Origin of the sequence: Flammeovirga sp. SJP92, from assembly GCF_001583495.1 — a bacterium.
In the GTDB taxonomy this organism is placed as follows: domain Bacteria; phylum Bacteroidota; class Bacteroidia; order Cytophagales; family Flammeovirgaceae; genus Flammeovirga.
Window position 1 is genome coordinate 92,559 of record NZ_LQAQ01000014.1, and the last position, 18,793, is coordinate 111,351.

16 protein-coding genes are annotated in these 18,793 nt (G+C 33.7%); 8 read left to right on the plus strand and 8 right to left on the minus strand.

Going from position 1 to position 18,793, the window contains the following annotated elements; all coding sequences use genetic code 11:
• Nucleotides 1–88 precede the first annotated feature (88 nt).
• The 3 genes from AVL50_RS01250 to hemB form a co-directional block, all read right to left on the minus strand.
• Nucleotides 89–1,405: a hypothetical protein gene (locus tag AVL50_RS01250; protein WP_062614661.1), complete on the minus strand. Its 1,317-nt coding sequence runs from the start codon at nt 1,403–1,405 to the stop codon at nt 89–91.
• Nucleotides 1,406–1,525: 120 nt separating this feature from the next.
• Nucleotides 1,526–3,142, minus strand: a complete 1,617-nt coding sequence (locus tag AVL50_RS01255; protein WP_062614662.1) for a M61 family metallopeptidase — start codon at nt 3,140–3,142, stop codon at nt 1,526–1,528.
• Between the two features lie 109 nt (nt 3,143–3,251).
• Nucleotides 3,252–4,229 (minus strand): porphobilinogen synthase, encoded by a 978-nt coding sequence (gene hemB / locus AVL50_RS01260; protein WP_062614704.1) that lies wholly within the window; start codon nt 4,227–4,229, stop codon nt 3,252–3,254.
• 170 nt (nt 4,230–4,399) lie between these two features.
• On the opposite strand from hemB, the gene AVL50_RS32855 reads away from it, so the two are divergent.
• Nucleotides 4,400–4,573, plus strand: coding sequence for a hypothetical protein (locus AVL50_RS32855; protein ID WP_157491089.1), 174 nt, complete (start codon nt 4,400–4,402; stop codon nt 4,571–4,573).
• Nucleotides 4,574–4,614: 41 nt separating this feature from the next.
• Here AVL50_RS32855 and AVL50_RS01265 read toward each other — a convergent pair whose 3' ends face one another.
• The 3 genes from AVL50_RS01265 to AVL50_RS01275 all read right to left on the minus strand — a co-directional run bounded on the left by AVL50_RS01265 (nt 4,615) and on the right by AVL50_RS01275 (nt 7,932).
• Nucleotides 4,615–5,625 (minus strand): hypothetical protein, encoded by a 1,011-nt coding sequence (locus AVL50_RS01265; protein ID WP_172826738.1) that lies wholly within the window; start codon nt 5,623–5,625, stop codon nt 4,615–4,617.
• A 57-nt stretch (nt 5,626–5,682) separates the two neighbouring features.
• Complete coding sequence (locus tag AVL50_RS01270; protein WP_172826739.1) at nt 5,683–7,359, minus strand: mechanosensitive ion channel family protein; 1,677 nt, start codon at nt 7,357–7,359, stop codon at nt 5,683–5,685.
• 234 nt (nt 7,360–7,593) lie between these two features.
• Nucleotides 7,594–7,932, minus strand: a complete 339-nt coding sequence (locus tag AVL50_RS01275; RefSeq protein ID WP_062614665.1) for an RNA-binding protein — start codon at nt 7,930–7,932, stop codon at nt 7,594–7,596.
• Nucleotides 7,933–8,306: 374 nt separating this feature from the next.
• On the opposite strand from AVL50_RS01275, the gene yciA reads away from it, so the two are divergent.
• Nucleotides 8,307–8,708, plus strand: coding sequence for an acyl-CoA thioester hydrolase YciA (gene yciA, locus AVL50_RS01280; RefSeq protein WP_062614666.1), 402 nt, complete (start codon nt 8,307–8,309; stop codon nt 8,706–8,708).
• Nucleotides 8,709–8,784: 76 nt separating this feature from the next.
• On the opposite strand, the gene AVL50_RS01285 is transcribed toward yciA, so the two are convergent.
• Complete coding sequence (locus tag AVL50_RS01285; protein ID WP_062614667.1) at nt 8,785–10,701, minus strand: arginine--tRNA ligase; 1,917 nt, start codon at nt 10,699–10,701, stop codon at nt 8,785–8,787.
• A 484-nt stretch (nt 10,702–11,185) separates the two neighbouring features.
• On the opposite strand from AVL50_RS01285, the gene AVL50_RS01290 reads away from it, so the two are divergent.
• From AVL50_RS01290 to AVL50_RS01310, 5 genes are all read left to right on the plus strand, one after another.
• Nucleotides 11,186–11,980, plus strand: a complete 795-nt coding sequence (locus AVL50_RS01290; protein WP_062614668.1) for a glycosyltransferase family 2 protein — start codon at nt 11,186–11,188, stop codon at nt 11,978–11,980.
• 6 nt (nt 11,981–11,986) lie between these two features.
• Entirely contained in the window at nt 11,987–13,171 is a 1,185-nt protein-coding gene (locus AVL50_RS01295) for a class I SAM-dependent rRNA methyltransferase (RefSeq protein ID WP_062614669.1), read from the plus strand.
• Between the two features lie 125 nt (nt 13,172–13,296).
• The gene (gene dcd, locus AVL50_RS01300) at nt 13,297–13,833 is read left to right on the plus strand and encodes a dCTP deaminase (RefSeq protein WP_062614670.1); all 537 of its coding nucleotides are present in this window, start codon (nt 13,297–13,299) and stop codon (nt 13,831–13,833) included.
• A 1-nt stretch (nt 13,834) separates the two neighbouring features.
• On the plus strand, nt 13,835–14,617 hold the full coding sequence (locus tag AVL50_RS01305; protein ID WP_062614671.1) for an MbnP family protein: 783 nt from the start codon (nt 13,835–13,837) through the stop codon (nt 14,615–14,617).
• Nucleotides 14,593–15,603 carry a cytochrome-c peroxidase gene (locus AVL50_RS01310; protein WP_062614672.1) on the plus strand — a complete coding sequence of 337 codons (1,011 nt, stop codon included), beginning with the start codon at nt 14,593–14,595 and terminating at the stop codon, nt 15,601–15,603. Before AVL50_RS01305 ends, AVL50_RS01310 begins: the two co-directional genes overlap by 25 nt.
• Nucleotides 15,604–15,728: 125 nt before the next feature.
• Here AVL50_RS01310 and AVL50_RS01315 read toward each other — a convergent pair whose 3' ends face one another.
• The gene (locus tag AVL50_RS01315; RefSeq protein ID WP_062614673.1) at nt 15,729–16,268 is read right to left on the minus strand and encodes a DUF4625 domain-containing protein; all 540 of its coding nucleotides are present in this window, start codon (nt 16,266–16,268) and stop codon (nt 15,729–15,731) included.
• 192 nt (nt 16,269–16,460) lie between these two features.
• Between AVL50_RS01315 and AVL50_RS01320 the strand changes: the two genes are divergently transcribed.
• Nucleotides 16,461–18,668: an FUSC family membrane protein gene (locus AVL50_RS01320; RefSeq protein ID WP_062614674.1), complete on the plus strand. Its 2,208-nt coding sequence runs from the start codon at nt 16,461–16,463 to the stop codon at nt 18,666–18,668.
• The last annotated feature ends 125 nt before the right edge of the window (nt 18,669–18,793 follow it).

Here is an 18,793-nt window from a genome sequence, read left to right on the forward strand (position 1 = left end):
CATTGATACTTTCTAATACAAAAAGGAACAGCCTGAATAAAGACATTAAAACTTTATTCAGGCTGTTCCTTTTTATTAATATCAGACTCTACAACTGTGCCCCTCCCTCATTTTCAGAATTAAAAGATTCTATAGAATAAGTGGCTGCAGGGAAGTATGGTCCTTTTCTAGCATCTTGAAAAGACTGGATACATTTTGGAAAATTCTGTTTATTGTAGATGTATCCCATCAATAAACTGTATTTCACAAACTCTTGTGGAGATACATTCGAATTACTTAATAGGTTAAGACCTGTATTGATTGCATCTTCTCTTTTCCCCAATTTATATTGAGCAACTAGTTTATAGTATAAGATATTTCTTGCTCCTTGGAAGTTCGCTAAACATTCATCAGCGTATTTCAATGCCTTTTCATACTTCTGTGAACAAATCAGGATATCTATAAACTGATCATAAGCTTTTAGATATAACTTATCGAATCCTTTGTAATCTTTAAGTCCTAATTCAAAAAGGTGAATCCCTTTGTGATGATGTTCTTCTCTCACTATAATATCAGCTAATAAAATATTTGCTTTGATATAAGTAGGATCAATTTTCATTGCCTTTTCCAACATTGTCTTTGCTTGCTCAAAGTTATAAATATCTTCATATGCAGAAGCTACAGCGAAGAAATAATCCGGTTTTAACTTTGTAATGAATGGCTTATATGGACCAACATCAGCTTTATTTAAGATAGGCATAGCATTGTTATAATCTTCCATAAGATAATAAGCCATTCCTTTTTCGTAATAATATTTCGCTGTTTGATTTATTGGTGCATTTTCTGGAAACTGACTCAATATTTTGTCTATTGTTGCAATTGATTCAGTATACTTACCCAAATTGTTGGTAATTTGAGCATCCAAATACAATGATTCAGTATTATCCGGTGCTATCTTCAATGCATTTTGAGAATAAATTCTTGCATCTTGAAAACGATCTTGATAAAAGAAGAAATTTGCAGTTTCAACACATAAATTTATTTTTTTTATTGGATCCTTTTCAATCAATAACCACTGATCAACATTTTTCTTGTATTGAGTATAGCTCTTTTGATTTTGATATACTTTCGAAAGTGCAGGATATACAGGCAAGTAATTATTATCTAATGCAATCACTTTCTGCCAATCTTCAAGAGCCCTAGTGGTATCTTTAATCATCAAATTACATACACCTTTCCAATAGTGTACTTTTGCAACAGTATCAGCCAATGAGATAGCTTGCTCATACTCGACTATTGCCCTATGATAATCTTTGGCCACCCTGAACTTCTCAGCGTTTTTAAAGAACAATTCAATAGGATTTTTCTCTTGAGCGAATACAGCGTTTGAAGTCAGAAATAAAAAAAGTAATAGTAAATTTTTCATGTCAGTCAGATATGAAATTGAGTTTTTAAATTAAATGTTATATCGAGAAGCAACTTCTATTTGTATTATTTATAAAATTCCAAAGTCGTGCTTAAACATTATCTCTCAAAGATAACTATATTAAATTATACTTAACTTTGAATAGTACATATTTTTCTTTGCAATTAACTGTTTTGCAACTATTTGTCCATCTCTTTCTAGAAAAATGTCAATTTTATCCTTTTTCTCTATGAAATTTTCCCATGATGTCACTTTTTGTTGGTTGCAATATTTAAATACATCACCGACCTGTATATCATCAGTATTGTTATAAGCTACATCCGTAACTTCGCCAGAATTGGATAGTTTTATACCGAAATCACTCATCCATCTGCTCTTAGAATTACCTTTTTCTACCTCCCAACCTAAAAACTCTAGGTCTTCTTTCAATTCTTCCTCTAAAGGTTTTACCCCATAAATATAATTGGAGAAAAACGCTTCGAAATCACTACCACAAACCTCTTCTACAATAGACTGAAAGTCTTTAGATGTATACCCACCCTTTTTCAAGTTCTTTTGCTGATACAATAAAAACATCACATCATCTAAACTTTTCGACTTATTGGTAATACTTTGAATTTTACTGTCAAGCATCAAGGCAACTAAAGCTCCTTTAACGTAAATAGATGTTTTTCGAGCAGGAATTCCTTTCTCATATCCATCTAGCCATAATTCTAAAGAGGAATCTGCAATAGATTTTACAAATCGGCCTTGGTTTTCAAAATGTCGATCCAATAAAGTGTTTAGTTCTTTCTTATATTGTTCTTCACTAAAAACCCCTGCCCTATACAAACAGGCATCTCCATAATAAGTAGTAATTCCCTCCGCTACATATCCAGTATCAAAATACGTTTCCTTAAATAGGTTATAAGGTAATAATTCTTCAGGTCTTATTTGCTTAATATTCCAAACATGGAATAGCTCATGAGAACTAACTCCTAATAAATTATTATAAAAATCATCTTGAGTGAACTCACTAGAAGGTCCCAAGGTGATCACTGTATTTTTGTGATGTTCAACTCCATGATAGTGTTTAAATAGAGGAAGAACACATAAATAATGATAGTCTTTATGGGGGAATGATTTAAAAATGTCAAGCTGAATTTTTGTAAAAGACTTAAAATCTTGAATAGTTTTATCCCAATCAGGATCCACATCACCCTGCAACCAAATATGATGTGTTGCATTCATATACTCAAAACTCCCATGATGAAGTTGTTTTCCTAATAGAATTGGTGATTCCGTTAAATCTTCAAAGTCGTCAAACACAAACTGATTTTCTACTTGAGAAGCAGATGTTGCCACTTCAAATCCCTCATCAAACTTTAACCCTACAGTAATCTTATGGCTCAATTTATACTCAGGAACTATTGCACATCCTATAAAATTAATCAAGCAGAATTGATCACTCAACCATGTTCCTCCCGCATCCTGATGTCTTGCATAATATTCATAAGATATAGTAACCAGGTTTCCCTTTTCAATTCCCGTTAATTTCCATTCATTTCTACCATGTACTCTTAACTGACCTTTAGAAGGTGATATTTCTCTAATGTTTTTTGCAAAATTCTGGGCTTGATATCTGCCCGGTCTCCACAAAGGAAGTCTTAATAAAGTATGATTATCTTCTACTTCAAACGTCAATTGAATGGAGAGAAAATAAGGATGAGCTTCGTTTTTTTGTATCGAGTAATGCATCTTTTAGTTTTTACTTTGAATGATCGTCATATAAATATGCATAAAAAAGCTTTCTATTGGTAGAATTCATTCTCCAATAGAAAGCTTTCAATATGTATTCAGGAAAAAATTACTTTTTCAAAAGCACAGCTGCTTCTTTCGCAAAATAAGTCAAGATAGCACTTGCTCCTGCCCTTTTGATACTTAAAAGCATCTCCATCATTGTTTTATCGTTTTCTAACCAACCGTTTTGAGCGGCTGCTTTCAACATTGCATATTCACCAGATACATTATAAGCTGTAATTGGTATGTCAAAGTTGTCTGACAATGTTTTAATGATATCAAGATAAGATAATGCAGGCTTCACCATAAGGAAATCAGCACCTTCAACGTAGTCTAATTCCGCTTCAATTAATGCTTCTTTTACATTTGCAGGATCCATTTGATAGGTCTTCTTGTCTCCAAATTTTGGAGCTGAATCCAATGCATCACGGAAAGGACCATAAAATGCAGAAGCATACTTAGCAGAATAAGACATGATCGAAACATCAGTGTATCCGTTATCATCTAATACCTCACGGATATAACCTATTCTACCATCCATCATATCTGAAGGTCCTATAATATCAGCACCTGCTTTTGCCTGTGCTAAAGCCATTTTCCCAAGGACTTCTAACGTTTCATCATTAATGATTTTGCCTTCTTTTACAATACCATCATGACCGTCAGAACTATATGGATCCATTGCCACATCTGTCATTAAAACAGCTTCAGGATATTTTTCTTTAATTGAAGACAATGCTACTTGATAAAGACCTTCTGGATTACTTCCCTCGGTAGCCATACTGTCTTTTTTATCTTCACCTAATGATGGGAAAAGGCAAAATGATTTAATTCCTAAATCTAAACACTCCCCTATTTCAACCATTAAATGGTCCAATGTATATCTATAAATACCTGGCATTGAAGGTATCTCTTCTTTTTTATTTTCACCTTCAATCATAAATAAAGGGAAAATGAAGTCATCTACTGTCAATATAGTTTCTTGAACCATTTGACGAATTCCTGCTGACTTTCTGTTACGGCGTGGTCTTCTTGTTAACATCAGTTGATCAAATTTTTCACAATTTATTAGATGAAAATTCAAGAATCAAGTGATTTTTTTTTTTATAAGTGAAAGATTTGTATCAAATGTTAATGTCATAATCTAACCAACTCTCAATTACGTATTAAAATATATAATACACTAAATAACACACACTTAAACAACAACGAATCATGAAAAAGTTTTTGCTATTTATCGTACCTACTGTTTTTCTAATTTTAGATATTGGAGTTATTCAAACAGCTATTAATGCTAATACTCAGCTTGGTGTTGTAATGGCTTCATTAGTTGCTATTATGGTTTCAGCTGTAACCGTTTTATCCATCCCTATGATTAAGAATAGTTAAGTACTGTATTGAACAGGTTAATACTTAATCCTAAAAAATAATTACTTTGAAGAGATTGATGAAAAATTGATCTCTTTTTTTATATCCATAGTTAGCGACTTCATCAAATTTGCAGGTTTTTCCATATCACAGATCAGCTGTTCACGAGTGTAGCTTTTCGGTTGAAATGTATTTAAAGAAGATTGTTGCTGAAGTTGTTCGTATTGATCTAAGCAGACTACGCACCTATTGAATACCCCAATGCTATAAAACTCAAGAAAAGTTTCAATACTACTGAAATTGGTCTTCGATGCTTTTTGAAAAACTTTTATAATCAGTTCATAGTACAACGTTCTCACCTCTTCTACTGAGCTTGATGTAGTTAATAAAGTATCAACATTTTCTTCAAGGTCTTCATACAAATCAAAGATATCATTGCTAAACTGAGTCACGCCTCCCAATAAATAAAAGAAATCATCTTCTTCTGGAGTTATCTCACTAAGGTATAATCGAATAAAATAAAGGAATGATTCTCCACCTTTTCGAATTGTCAAATCTATTAAATCATCTTTATCCAATACACCTTGAATCAACTGTTGTCTACTATCTTCTTGCACTTGTAATACACGATCTAAACTTTCAATATACCCTTTTCGGTTTTTATAAAAGTCAATGCTTTCGCGATGTAAAAAAGTAGATAACTGTTCTGTAGATGTAATGGGTCTTTTCTGAAATGAAACGATCTTTTTCACTTCTTCAAGAGTAAAATCGTGTACATCAAAAAAATCATCCACCAAGCCCGTTAGACTACTTTGGTAAGTACCATATTTTCTTTCTACAAAAGACATTTTCTTACCTCTTAAAAGACAAAGTAATTCCCCTAAAATTGAAGGTACAATTAAACCATAATATTTCGTGATCTTATTATAATCTGTTTCAGTTAATGTTTGATCTGCATTTTTAAAAAATGGTCTAATTTGGGGAATGAAATGTTTTTTTATAAACAACTTCTGATGTAAAACAGCCTTTCCAACAAAAACTATTTTCCAAAGAATTTTAATATTCTTAATCAACAAATTCATACGACGAAATTGACAAAAGTTTTTGAATTCATCAATATCAAATTCTTATTAACTTTTTTCATCCTCCCCATCCTGATTTTTCTGCTCATGATCATCTACTCCTCGAGACAGTGGATTTTCATCTTTCATTAATTTAAAGTCGGGTATTGTAGTCTCGTTATCTTCCCTATTTGCTCTGTAATGTGGTGACATTATTTCCACATTTTCTCTTGCAAAAATATCTTGAATATTTTGATGTAACCTTGAATAGATTCTTGGTATTTTTTGAGGTAATTTTGTATGTGCGTTTAATTGATAACTCACGTAATAATCATCCAATGAGGTTTGTAAGACAAAAGGAATTTCTCCTGCAATCAGGCCTTCTGTCATCTCCGCAGCTTCCTTCAACATTTCATGAACTTTTCTCCATGGAACATCATAACCAATGGTAACTGTAGTATGAATAATTAGTTTGTATCGGTTGATGGGTTGAGAATAATTGATGGTATTGGATTCTGATATTTTACTATTGGGAATGGTTATAATTTCATTTTTTGAAGACTTCAGCCGTGTTACGAATAATGACCTTTCCACTACTTCACCCATCACATCATTAATTTTTATCCAATCCCCTATCTTGAACCTTCTCATGTAAGTAATCACAATACCACTGATTGCATTAGTGATTACAGAAGTAGAACCTATAGAAAGTAATACACCAACAAATACTGAAATACCTCTAAACTCCTGTGATTCTGCACCTGGCAATAGTGGAAAAATCATGATCACCATAAAAGTATAAAGTACAAACTTGATAATCTTCATCGTTGGTGGCACCCAATCAGGGTAAAAACCGTTGATCCTTAACCTACCTTCTGCAATTGCTTTCGCAAATGTTTTTATGATTCTAATTGTAAAATGGAATACTAAAATGATGACCGCAATTTTTAGCAAACTTGGTGTATAAGCAATTATTGCATATATAATCTCAACAAAAGGGTCTATAATGTAACCAAAAACTTCATCAGAAAAATCTCTGAAGGGTGGAGAAAAACGACCTACTATGGGTAAATAAAGAGAGACCAAAATAATAATTAAAGCAAGTCTAATTCCTACTAATAAATACTTCGCTATTAATATTTGATTTTCCTCTGTTAGAATCCTTACATTTTTAACTGTCTTACTTCTGAACCATCCTTTCTCATCCCGAATTACTTTTATCATTGTCACTCTAAATCCTCTATTAATGAGAACTATCAAAATTAATAAGATCATCAGTCCAATTAAGGCAATGATTCCAGAAACTTGTCCTTGATAGTTGATCTTTTCTCTTAATGCATCATTAATCTGTTCCTGCCTAAACTTTGCTAAGTTCAATATTGACATTTCTGTTAATGATGCATCAATAGAATCCACAGTGTGCAAAACAGTTTCCTGATAAACTAACTGATAATTTGAATCAAAGACTTGTAATTCTACCGAATCGATAAGATAAAGCGTATTTTCAGCTATTTCTGTAATGGAATCAGAAAGCGACGATGCTCTTTCCAATGCAGATAATTTATTTCTTCGATGGACAAAAAACAACGTATCCTCAAAAGGAATCACTGGCTTCCCTTTCGCAAAAAACTTTACCTGTTTCTTTGAACTTTTATCTGATAATGAATCAAGTTTTGCTAACTGCCTACGGAGAAAATCTCTATAAATTGAATCTGCTATAATAAGACTTTGGATCTCTTTATACATTTGCAACTTTTCTTGGGACAGAGTTTCATTTTTGTTTTGGGCGCTGATTATTGGAACAAGGAATATAAAAGAGAATACGAATAGAACGAACTTTTTAAAATTCATTTCATGATTGTTTTTGGGTATAAATGCAATGAGATTACAATAAGTTAGTAAATTCTTTGGGCAAAAGAAAAAAGGTCTAACAACCTCAGTTGCTAGACCTTTTGATATAATTACTTAGATGTTATGGAATTAGTATCTTCCACCACCTCTATTGTAACCACCTCCGCCGTAACCGCCACCGCGGTTACCGCCACCATATCCACCACCACGGTTTCCACCGTTGTTTTCACGTGGACGAGCTTGTTTTACTACAATAGTACGGCCATCTAATTCTGACTCATTCAATTGCTCGATAGCAGTAGTTGCTTCCTCATCGTTTGGCATCTCAACGAAACCAAAACCTTTAGAACGCTCCGTTTCACGATCATAAACTACTTTAGCAGAGGATACTTCCCCGAAGTTTTCAAATAATACTCTTAATGCTTCTTCTTGAGTATTATAATTTAATTTTGCTACAAAGATATTCATCTTCAACAAATAAAAATGGTAATAAAAAAAACAAATATTGAGATGAAATATCAAATGTGAAAAACGATCCAAAACTGGAAACTACCGTATTTTAAATAGTTATAAATAAGAAACTCAACTCATATACATGCAAGGTAGCCAAAAATATTAGAAGTATGCATTAAAATATTAAAAAATCTATATTAATTTATTATTTAGAATCAATTTATCTTAATATTCAGATTTTCAACACTTTACAAAAACGCTATTCTTGTATTATCAAAATAATAATATTTTACCTGTAAATAATACACTAAAATCTTATTTCTTAAACAAATCATAATAGAAAATAAATATTCATATATTCGCACATTATACACCTAAACTTTTTGATTATGTTGGACGAGAAAACTCCCAAAGGGGAATTATTACTACGTACCCTAGCTATGCCTGCTGATACCAATGCAAACGGAGATATTTTTGGTGGTTGGATTATGTCACAAATGGATATTGCCGGTGGAATTTTAGCAAAAGAAACAGCATTGGGAAGAACTGTTACTGTTGCTGTCGATGGCATGACTTTCCATAAGCCAGTAAGTGTAGGAGATGCTGTTTGTGTTTATGGAGAAGTTATTAAAACGGGCAGAACTTCTCTTAAAATCCATCTGGAAGTATGGGCAAAGCCGTTATTAAAAGGACACACTGACCTCCATAACTATTTGGTTACTGAAGGTACTTTTGTGTATGTTTCTATTGATGATGATAAAAAACCAAAACCTATTCCAACTACTGTATAGAACTTTCTACTAAAAATGATAAAAGGCTACTTCCTCAGTGAAAAAGTAGCCTTTTAACTATTTGAATATCTATTTCTTACATTCTTGACGGCGATTGAACACCAATCAAGCTTAATGCAATTCTAATAGCATCAGAAGATTGTTTTGACAACGCAATTCTAAATGCTTTCTTCTTAGTATCCTCTTCGTTGAAAATTGGTGACTCAGAGTATACTTTAGAGTATTGTTTTGCCACATCAAAAGCATAATTTGCAATGATTGATGGAGCATAAGCATCTGCTGATTCAACAATTTTATCATTTAGTTTTGATAATAATGCAACTAAATCGGCTTCTGCTTCAGAGATTTCAGTTAACCCTTTGTATGATTCAGCTGAGTAATCAATACCATCTTTATCCGCTCTTCTTAATAAAGCTTGAATCTTAGCGTGATTGTATTGAATATACACACCAGTATCCCCCTGGAAATCAATTGATTCCTTTGGATTGAAAAGCATCGTTTTCTTAGGATCTACTTTCAATAAGTAATATTTCAATGCACCTAATGCCAGTTGCTTGAATAAAACTTTTGCTTCTTCAGGTGTGAAGCCGTCAATTTTACCAGACTCTTCTGTTCTTTCTTGAGCGGTATCAATCATTTCCTGAATCAAATCATCAGCATCAACAACAGTTCCTTCACGTGATTTCATTTTACCTTCAGGTAATTCAACCATACCATAAGATAAATGATAAATTCCATCAGCATAAGAACGGCCCATTTTTTTCATGATCGCTTGAAGTACTTTAAAGTGGTAATCCTGCTCGTTACCCACAACATAAACAGATTTGTTCATGCCAAAGTCTTTGTATTTCAAATCAGCAGTACCCATGTCCTGCGTCATATAAACTGCAGTACCATCTCCTCTTAGTACAAGTTTCTCATCCAGTTTTTCTGCTTTTAGATCGATCCAAACTGACCCGTTCTCCTTTTTGAAGAAAACTCCTTTATCTAAACCTTCTTGAACGATATCTTTACCTAGAAGATAAGTTTGAGATTCATAATATACATTATCGAACTCAACTCCCATCATTTCATAAGACTGAGCAAAACCTGCATATACCCAATCATTCATTTTCTTCCAAAGGGCCACAGTTTCTTCATCTCCTGCTTCCCACTTTCTAAGCATTTCTTGAGCCTCTAATAAAAGAGGTGCATTTTTCTCTGCATACTCAAATAAAGCCTTGATATCTTTAATCTGAACTTTTTCTTCATCCGTCAAAGGAATTTTATTTTTCTTGGAAGCACCTTTTGCCTCTATCGACTTTTTCAATGCTTTCAAGTCTTCAATACCTTCCAAAGATGGATAGTCCGATTTCTTTTCTTCAATTAATTGAGCAATCTCTGATTTGTATGCCTTATCAAAAGCTACATAATAATTACCCACTAATTTATCACCTTTCAATGTTTCACTTGGCTCCTCACCTTTCCCGAACTTTGTGTAAGCCAACATTGATTTACAAATATGAATACCTCTGTCATTAACAAGGTTTACCTTTTGTACATCATAGCCCGCCGCATCTAAAATTAAAGAAACAGAGTGACCTAAAAAGTTATTTCTTAAGTGACCCAGGTGAAGAGGTTTGTTGGTATTTGGAGAAGAATACTCTACCATCACTTTTTCACCGTTACTTGGTAAATGACCGTAGTTTTTATCCTCAGCAATCTCTGCTAAAGTATTTACCCAAATACCTTTACTGATTACCAAGTTTAAGAATCCTTTTACAATATTATAATCGGCAACTGCCTCCGTGTTCTCTTTCAAGTACCTTCCGATTTCCTCACCGATTTCCACTGGGTTTTTACCCAATTGTTTTGTCAATGAAAAAGTCACGAAAGTCAAAGAACCTTCAAACTCTTTTTTTGTAGGTTGTAATACAATTCTGGAAGTAGGTAATTCTACATCATAAATTGCCTTTACTGCTTCGGCAATACCATTTATAATTTGTTGCTCCATTTTCTAATTAAGATTTTTCTTGCTTCTAAAAGCAAATTGATCTGCAAAATTACTCCTTTGTCATAAAAGTCAAAAGATACATCCTTAATAGTTGTATTTTTTTACATTTTGGCCACTGTTTTGTATATTACTATTCTGATTATTCAATTTCCAGATATCACTTAGTGTATAATAAAAGAAGTACTACTGACTCCAGCGATTATCATTAAAAGAAATTTATAAAGTAATACTCTCTTCAAAAGAAAAAGAGGTTCGAGTGTAAAAAATAAATAACTACGAAAAAATAAAAATGGATTTTTTATACAATCATCAGTTTTGATGAGCGAAATGATTACTGTTTTAAAACTTTCCGTTGAAATTCATATGAGCTCGTTAAGAGTTATTAGAAATGAATAATGCATCTTCTCTCTTTTAATATACAACAACACTTAATTATTAGAATATAATTAATAAAAGATATTCTTTGATTATTATCTTTGCATTTATGGTTAAAATTAGCGTCGTCACTATTTCATTCAATTGTGAAAATGAAATCGAAGACACTTTAAAGAGTGTCATTCATCAGGATTATCCAAATATAGAATACGTAGTTGTAGATGGAGGATCAGATGATAAGACCCCTGCAATCATTGAAAAATACAAAAAAGACATTGATGTATATGTATCTGAAAAAGATAAAGGCATATATGATGCAATGAACAAAGGCGTAAAATTATCTTCCGGAGACTGGGTTATTTTTATGAATGCTGGTGATGTATTTTATGAAAATACCACAATTTCTAAAATGTTTGCCCAAGTACAACCAGCGGCTCAATTATTATACGGAGATCATGAAGTAGTTTACGAACATTTAACCAAAGTAAAAACTGCAGGAAGTCCCAACCAGTTATGGAAAGGAATGATCTGCAGTCATCAAGCTTTATTTGTTAAAAGGGAACTGTTAGTTCAATTCCCTTTTGAATGGGAAAAATGGAAAGTATCAGCCGACTTTCACTTTATTTTCAACAGATGGTATGAGGGTGCCCCTTTTCAGCATGTTAATGTTTTTGTAACAAAATTTGCAGCTGGTGGATTGTCTGATGTAGGCTCGATTGATTCAAAATTGGAGACATGGAAAATCGTTAAAGAAAGAATGGACTCACCAGCAGTGGATGAATACTATAATTCTTTAATTAAATATGAAAAATATGTCAATCTCTTGAGGAAGTCCATGCCAAATGCCGCCTTTGAAAAATTGATGAAATTAAAAAATAAGGTGAAAGGAGCTGACATTAAATAGAAGAAATTGGAAAAAATATACATCAAAAAAAATAAACTCAAGGCTCTTGAAAATAGACATCCTTGGGTTTACTCTGGTGCTGTAGCAAAAATGCCAGAAGGACTCAATGATGGTGATATTGTTGAGATTGTACATAGTAACGACAAACGTTTAGGCTATGGGTTTTATGCTCCTGGTAATCAAATTGTTTGTAGAATATTTGAATATACTAGAAAAGAAATAGACCCTACTTCTCAAGAGTACTGGTCCGATAAAATTGCTAAAGCTTATGCGTTGAGAAAAGCTCATGTAATTACTGATGAAACCAATTGTTATCGATTAATTCATGGTGAAGGTGACTTTTTCCCTGGATTAATTGCTGATGTATATGACGACCTTATTTCACTTCAGATTCTGATCAAAGGGGTTGACCGCATCGCTCCAATGATCATCAAAGCATTCCAGGCATTAGGTTTTGAAAGAATTTACAATAAGAGTAAAGAAATTTCAAAACGTCTTGAAAATGTTGAAACACCAAAAGGATGGCTTACTGAAAAGCAAGGTTCTCCAAAAGTAGAGGTGCTGGAAAATGGGGTAAAGTTTTGGGTGGATGTTGAAACAGGTCAGAAAACTGGTTTCTTCTTAGATCAAAGAGATGCAAGAGCATTGGTTGGCCAATATTCTAAAGGAGCAAAAGTGCTCAATACATTCAGTTATAGTGGTGGTTTCAGTATGTACGCTCTTAAGGCCGGTGCCACTTTGGTCCATTCTGTAGACGCTTCTCAAGGTGCTATTGATCTTTGTGATGAAAATGCCGTTTTGAATGGTTTCGATAATGGAGAACACCAAGGGTTCTGTGCTGATGTTTTCGAACATCTGACTAAAATGGAAAGAGACGACTATGATGTAGTGATTCTTGATCCACCTGCCTTTGCAAAATCGGCTAAAGCAGTTACTGCCGCTGCAAGAGGTTACAAACAACTCAATTTAAAAGCTTTAAGAAAAATAAAGCCGGGTGGAATTATCTTCACGTTCTCTTGTTCTCAGAAAATTGACAAAGAACTTTTCAGAAAGATTGTATTCCAAGCGGCGGCTGAAGCTCACAGAAACGTGAGAATTTTACATCAAACTACACAACCAAACTGCCACCCTATCAATATTTTCTACCCAGAAAACGAATATTTAAAAGGATTGGTACTTTATGTAGAATAAATCTGTATTAAGTCTTCGTTTAAATTAAATGCCATATCAAGAATACTTACAAACCTATGGCATTTCATTTGTGAAAAAGAAAACAATTTTCCAATTTAAAACTACAGTACTATCATTGGAAATAAATGATACTATCAGACACTAAAATATTAGAAGAAATAGAAAAGGGCACAATACTTATTGAGCCTTTCAACGAAGAATGCTTGGGAACTAACTCTTATGATGTTCATTTGGGTAGACATCTTGCTGTTTACAAAAATGAGGTTCTAGATGCCAAAGCACACAACGAAATTGAAACCTTTGAGATCCCAGATGAAGGCATTATTCTTCATCCGGGAAAAATATATCTTGGCGTAACAAAAGAGTATACAGAAACACTTGAACATGTTGCTTTTCTAGAAGGGCTTTCCAGTGTGGGAAGGCTTGGAATCAGCATCAATGCCAATTCAAGAGCCGGCGATGTGGGGTTCTGTAATACTTGGACTTTAGAGATTAGCGTTGCTCAACCTGTTAGACTTTATAAAAATATGCCAATTGGACAGTTATTTTATTTTAAAGTTGAGGGAGATATCACAAATTATTACCATATTAAAAAAGACGCAAAATACATCGACAGGACCATGAAACCTGTAGAGTCAATGATGTATAAAAATAAATTTTAGCATGAAACAAATCCTTTTATTACTCTTATTCTCCTCGTTTTTGATAGGATGTGATACTTACAAAGAAACATTCGACGCCGCAGGAACGGGGGAATTAACAATCAAATTAAACCTTTTGCATGATGATGATTCTCTAACTTACAATAAAGAGTATATCAATGCTCTAAGTCAGAACTACACCATCAGCGACTTCCGCTTTTACTTGTCCAATATTGTATTAAGGGACACTTCAGCCACCAATTATTTCAAAATTCCTGAAAGCTACCATTTGATTGAGATGATTGACAAAGCAGACACAAGTATTGTACTGACAGGTCTTCCAAATCACGCTTTTTCAGAATTAGAATTTTCTATTGGTGTTGATAATGCAGCCAATTATAGCACTGATCAAGTTGGTGACCTTGACCCTGCCAATGGTATGGCTTGGAATTGGGATACCGGATACAAGTTCATGTTAACAGAGGGACTTCGCTTGATTGATGATGTAAATACAAAAGGCTTAGTATACCACATTGGTGGTGATGCTAATTATAGAACGGTAAAGTTTAGTGGCAAAGAGATTTACCTCAACAAAAACAACAAACAAGAAATTGTACTCGATGTTCATGTAGACTTTATTTTTGGAGATAAAAAAGAAGCTCTAAAACCTGAAGATCAAAGAAATACCAATTTCATTGATTTTAATAATGATACCGATCAAGACACTATGTTTGGACCTAATACTCAACTAATCGCTGACAATTACGCTCAGATGTTCGAATGGAAAGAAATCTTTGTAAAATAGTTTTAACCCTTAGCATCACGGTATTTGTAGGAGCTTGTTTGTTTTCATGTGAAGAAAATAGACAAGCTTCTGTCATTTCATATGATAATATACCGGCTCCTGACCACAACAAAATGGACCTTTTAAAAGTAGAATTAGGTCGGAAACTTTTTTTTGACCCATCTCTTTCAAAAGACTCAACAGTCTCCTGTGCACACTGTCATCAGGCGAATTATGGCTTTGGAGAAAACGTTTCACTTTCTACTCAAGGAGTCAGCCACAAACCCTTGCTCAGGAATTCACCAACAATCATCAATATTGCATGGGCCAAAGGTTGGTTCTGGGATGGAGGAGCTAAGAACATTGAATCACTGATCTTTGGACCACTTACACATGAGGATGAAATGGGTGTTGATTTAAAACTTTTGATGCGAAACATTAACGCTTCTGCATATTATAAAAAAGAGTTTAAATCGGCCTTTGGAATTGATAAAGTTTACTCTGCACACCTAGCTAGAGCTTTAGCCCAATATGTAAGAACTTTGATATCAAATCAGAGTAAATATGATTTGTACTTGGAAGGCCGATATCAATTTTCGGAAAAAGAGGCATTAGGATATCAACTTTTTCAAAAGAACTGCAATAGTTGTCATCAAGAGCCATTTTTTACAGACTTCGGTTATCATAATAATGGACTGGATAATACATTTTCGGATGATCATGAAGGCATCAACAAAGGCAGAGGAAGGATTACTAGAGTTGACGAAGACCTGTTAAAGTACAAGACGCCTACACTGAGAAATATTTTTGCTACTGCTCCTTACATGCATGACGGCAGATTCAATTCTATCAATGAAGTATTGAATCATTATGAAAAAGAGATTAAGCACTTCCCTACGCTAGACTCCACACTGATCAATGGAATTCAACTTGATGCTTCTGAAAGAGAATATATGCTTGCATTCCTTGAAACCTTAATGGACTCCTCCTTTTTAGAGTTAAATTAATTGGACTAAGACAGAATACATAGACATAAAAAAGACTCAATAATTTTTTAATTATTGAGTCTTATATTGAAATTAATTCACTGAAAAACAGAATTGCTTTTTCAGGACATTACAATATTATATTCTTACTCAGCGTGTTCACCGTCTTCGTGCTCATGTCCGTGAACATGAACAGTGATGTTTTGCTGTGTTTCGTTACCTTTTTGATCCCATAAATGTAACACAAAGTGGTACTCTCCTTCTAACACACCTTCTGGCACATCAATATGTTGATGAAAATCGTGATTGTTAGGGAATACACCTTCTGGAGTTAAACCATTTTCAACTTCAGTACCAACACCAAATTTCCACTCAATTTTCTCCGTCCACTTTGGCTCATCTTCACCGTTAGCGTTTAATCTTGAATGCGTGTGACCTTCACCCCAGTGAATATCCAACAATACAGTTTGTAAAGCTTCACCTGCTAATTCAGCATCAATGTGAGCTTCTCCACCCATTTCTAACTCAGGTTCTTCACCTTCATCTGATAACCTTGCATGGTCGTGTGCTTCACCTTCTATAGTATAGTTACTAATTGTTGGAAGTGGTCCCTCATCAGTGTCATTGTTACAAGAAAACAAACCGATTAATAAAAGGGAGATTAATGTAAGACTTTTTTTCATCATTATTCTTAGTTGTTTGTGCAATACTGTCGCAAGTAGCAAATCTTTTCGCTTAAAAGCAATTTTAAAATTGAAATATATGTTTACAGATTACCCATGAATTCTTACAATTATTTATAATTTTGCATAAACCTATACTTCCGGTTATTTCCATATCCACGTATTAACATTATCATTTAAATCTCATCCTTTATAATGGAGCAAATCAGCGCTTTTTTCCGAAGCAACCAATTTTCTAATGGTTTAAGGCTTACTTGGGCAATTGTTTTCCCTATTTTTATCGGCCTTTTGACCGATACTATAGCCATAGCTACAGCTGTAGGTATAGGAGCTTTGACTGTAGGACTTTCTGATTCTCCAGGAAGTTGGAATGAAAAAGCAAAAGGATTGATTGGTGGGTCTGCACTGAATTCAGTTTGTGCCTTTGGTATGGCATTCACTATCAACTGGCCTATTGTCGGGTTAATTTACTTAGGAATAGTATCTTTTATAGGTGCATTATTGTCCATTTTTGGAAACCGTTCTAATATGATTGGCAACAGTGTTCTCATTTCAGTCAGTTTGGGATTAGGTTTTGGACTTTCAACTCAAATATTGCTTCCATTATTTTTAGGCATGTTTGGAGGAGGTCTATGGTACAGTCTTAACTCGTTATTACTATGGCAGATCAGACCGTATGCTACTATCGAGAAACTACTGGGTGAGAATTATGAATTGATGGCTGAATATATTAGAACTAAAGCAAAATTATTTTCTGATCCAAGTTCCAAATTCAGTGAAAAGAGATTGTTTCAGCTTCAAACTCAAATTGAGCACAAACAGGAAGAAATAAGAAACTTATTACTTACTCAAAGATCGGCTTTGCAAGGTGCAACACCACATGGCCGTTCTCTCATATTATTAATGCGTTTTTCAATTGATCTCTTTGAAAAAGCAAGCGCTACACATATTCAGTATTCAACGCTTCATGAACAATTTAAAGACACTTTACTTCCTTTCAATTTGGAGAAGCTGTTTTATCAGTTAGGTGTCAATATTTCCATTCTTGCAAAATCAATTCAAAAAAGAAAAGCTGTTGAGCAACTTCCCTCTATTGATCAATCTTTCGAAGACATCAATCTGCTATTTGAAACTTTAAGAGACCAAAATGACCGAAAAATTCCAATCTCATGGTTTGCAGAGGTTAAAAATATTCTTAGAAATTTTAAAAGAATAGACAGAATTACGTTAGAAATTGCTGAGTTCACGGACTGGAAGAATATGACAGACCGCTCACATACCGATGGTCTTCGACTGCCAAACTTCCTTACCAAACCAGAACAGGGCAACTTATCCGACAACCTCACATTATCTTCAGGGCACTTCAGACATGCTATTAAGATCTCTATTGCCATGATGCTTGGCTATATCAGTGCTCTTTTTTTAGACTTAGAACGAGGTTACTGGATTTGGCTTTCAATCTCAGTCATCATGAAACCTTCTTTTGCAATCACCAAACAAAGAATGATAGCAAGAATTGTAGGAACTTCAATAGGAATTGTAATCGCCTCTGTAGTCATGTGGTTTACGGCCAACCCTTTTGCCTATCTAATTGTATTAATACCTCTTGGAGTTGGTACTTTTGGCACCTTAGCCAAAGATTACCGCTTAGGGATGACTCTTCTAACCCCCTTCATTTTATTGCTGATAGCAATCAGCACACCTACCAATTTTGAAATTGCATTAGCTAGAATTATAGACACTGCTTTAGGGGGAATTATAGCTTATATTATTAGTTTTGCCATTTTACCTGAATTCGAAAAAAATAAAATCAACGCTAGAATAATTGAATCAATTAGAGCCAACAGCAACTACTTCAGAGAAGTCGCTATAGGCTTCACAGGGTTAAAATCTTTGAATCAAAATACCTATAAACTTGCCCGAAAACGTGCCCAACTTGCCAATGCAAACCTAGCCATGAGTTTTCAAACTATGTTAAATGATCCAAAATCTAACCAAGTACCTTCTACAGACTTATATGAGTTTATTGCTACAATACGCATGATTTTCTCCCATACCGCAACGCTTTCCGCGAATGTAGAGCGTCTTTCAAAAAAATATCAATATTCCGAGTTGGAACTTTTTATCAATAGTATTTGTAACACATTAGAGCACCTTGCTTTGTATGTTCAAAACAAGAGTGAAATTATTGAAGATGAAGATATTAACAGATTTCTAACTACAATAGACAATGAGACCGAAAGGCTAGAGAAAATTCGAGAAAAAGAATTGACATTAGGCATCAAAAAATCAGAAAACATTAAAAAACTATCTGATATTGTGATTATTAATAATCAGTTTAGAAGAATAGGGGAAAATGTAAACTGCTTGAAACAATATACATACAATCTCCAGCGTATATAATAAAGAGACACCCTACTCAGCTTTAATTAAATATTTAACTATTCAAAGTTTTATAATAAATGTAAATGTTGTACTTTTGGTAATGACAGAAATTACACAAATATTACAAAAAGAATCAAATATAT

Bases quoted from the DNA above. Each gene is read 5' to 3' on its own strand.
- AVL50_RS01310 (WP_062614672.1), top strand. From the start codon at position 14,593: ATGGAAAGAAATCTTTGTAAAATAGTTTTAACCCTTAGCATCACGGTA.
- AVL50_RS01320 (WP_062614674.1), top strand. From the start codon at position 16,461: ATGGAGCAAATCAGCGCTTTTTTCCGAAGCAACCAATTTTCTAATGGT.
- AVL50_RS01275 (WP_062614665.1), bottom strand. From the start codon at position 7,932: ATGAATATCTTTGTAGCAAAATTAAATTATAATACTCAAGAAGAAGCA.
- AVL50_RS32855 (WP_157491089.1), top strand. From the start codon at position 4,400: ATGAAAAAGTTTTTGCTATTTATCGTACCTACTGTTTTTCTAATTTTA.
- AVL50_RS01255 (WP_062614662.1), bottom strand. From the start codon at position 3,142: ATGCATTACTCGATACAAAAAAACGAAGCTCATCCTTATTTTCTCTCC.
- AVL50_RS01270 (WP_172826739.1), bottom strand. From the start codon at position 7,359: ATGTATAAAGAGATCCAAAGTCTTATTATAGCAGATTCAATTTATAGA.
- yciA (WP_062614666.1), top strand. From the start codon at position 8,307: ATGTTGGACGAGAAAACTCCCAAAGGGGAATTATTACTACGTACCCTA.
- AVL50_RS01285 (WP_062614667.1), bottom strand. From the start codon at position 10,701: ATGGAGCAACAAATTATAAATGGTATTGCCGAAGCAGTAAAGGCAATT.
- dcd (WP_062614670.1), top strand. From the start codon at position 13,297: ATGATACTATCAGACACTAAAATATTAGAAGAAATAGAAAAGGGCACA.
- AVL50_RS01290 (WP_062614668.1), top strand. From the start codon at position 11,186: ATGGTTAAAATTAGCGTCGTCACTATTTCATTCAATTGTGAAAATGAA.
- AVL50_RS01305 (WP_062614671.1), top strand. From the start codon at position 13,835: ATGAAACAAATCCTTTTATTACTCTTATTCTCCTCGTTTTTGATAGGA.
- AVL50_RS01315 (WP_062614673.1), bottom strand. From the start codon at position 16,268: ATGATGAAAAAAAGTCTTACATTAATCTCCCTTTTATTAATCGGTTTG.
- AVL50_RS01250 (WP_062614661.1), bottom strand. From the start codon at position 1,405: ATGAAAAATTTACTATTACTTTTTTTATTTCTGACTTCAAACGCTGTA.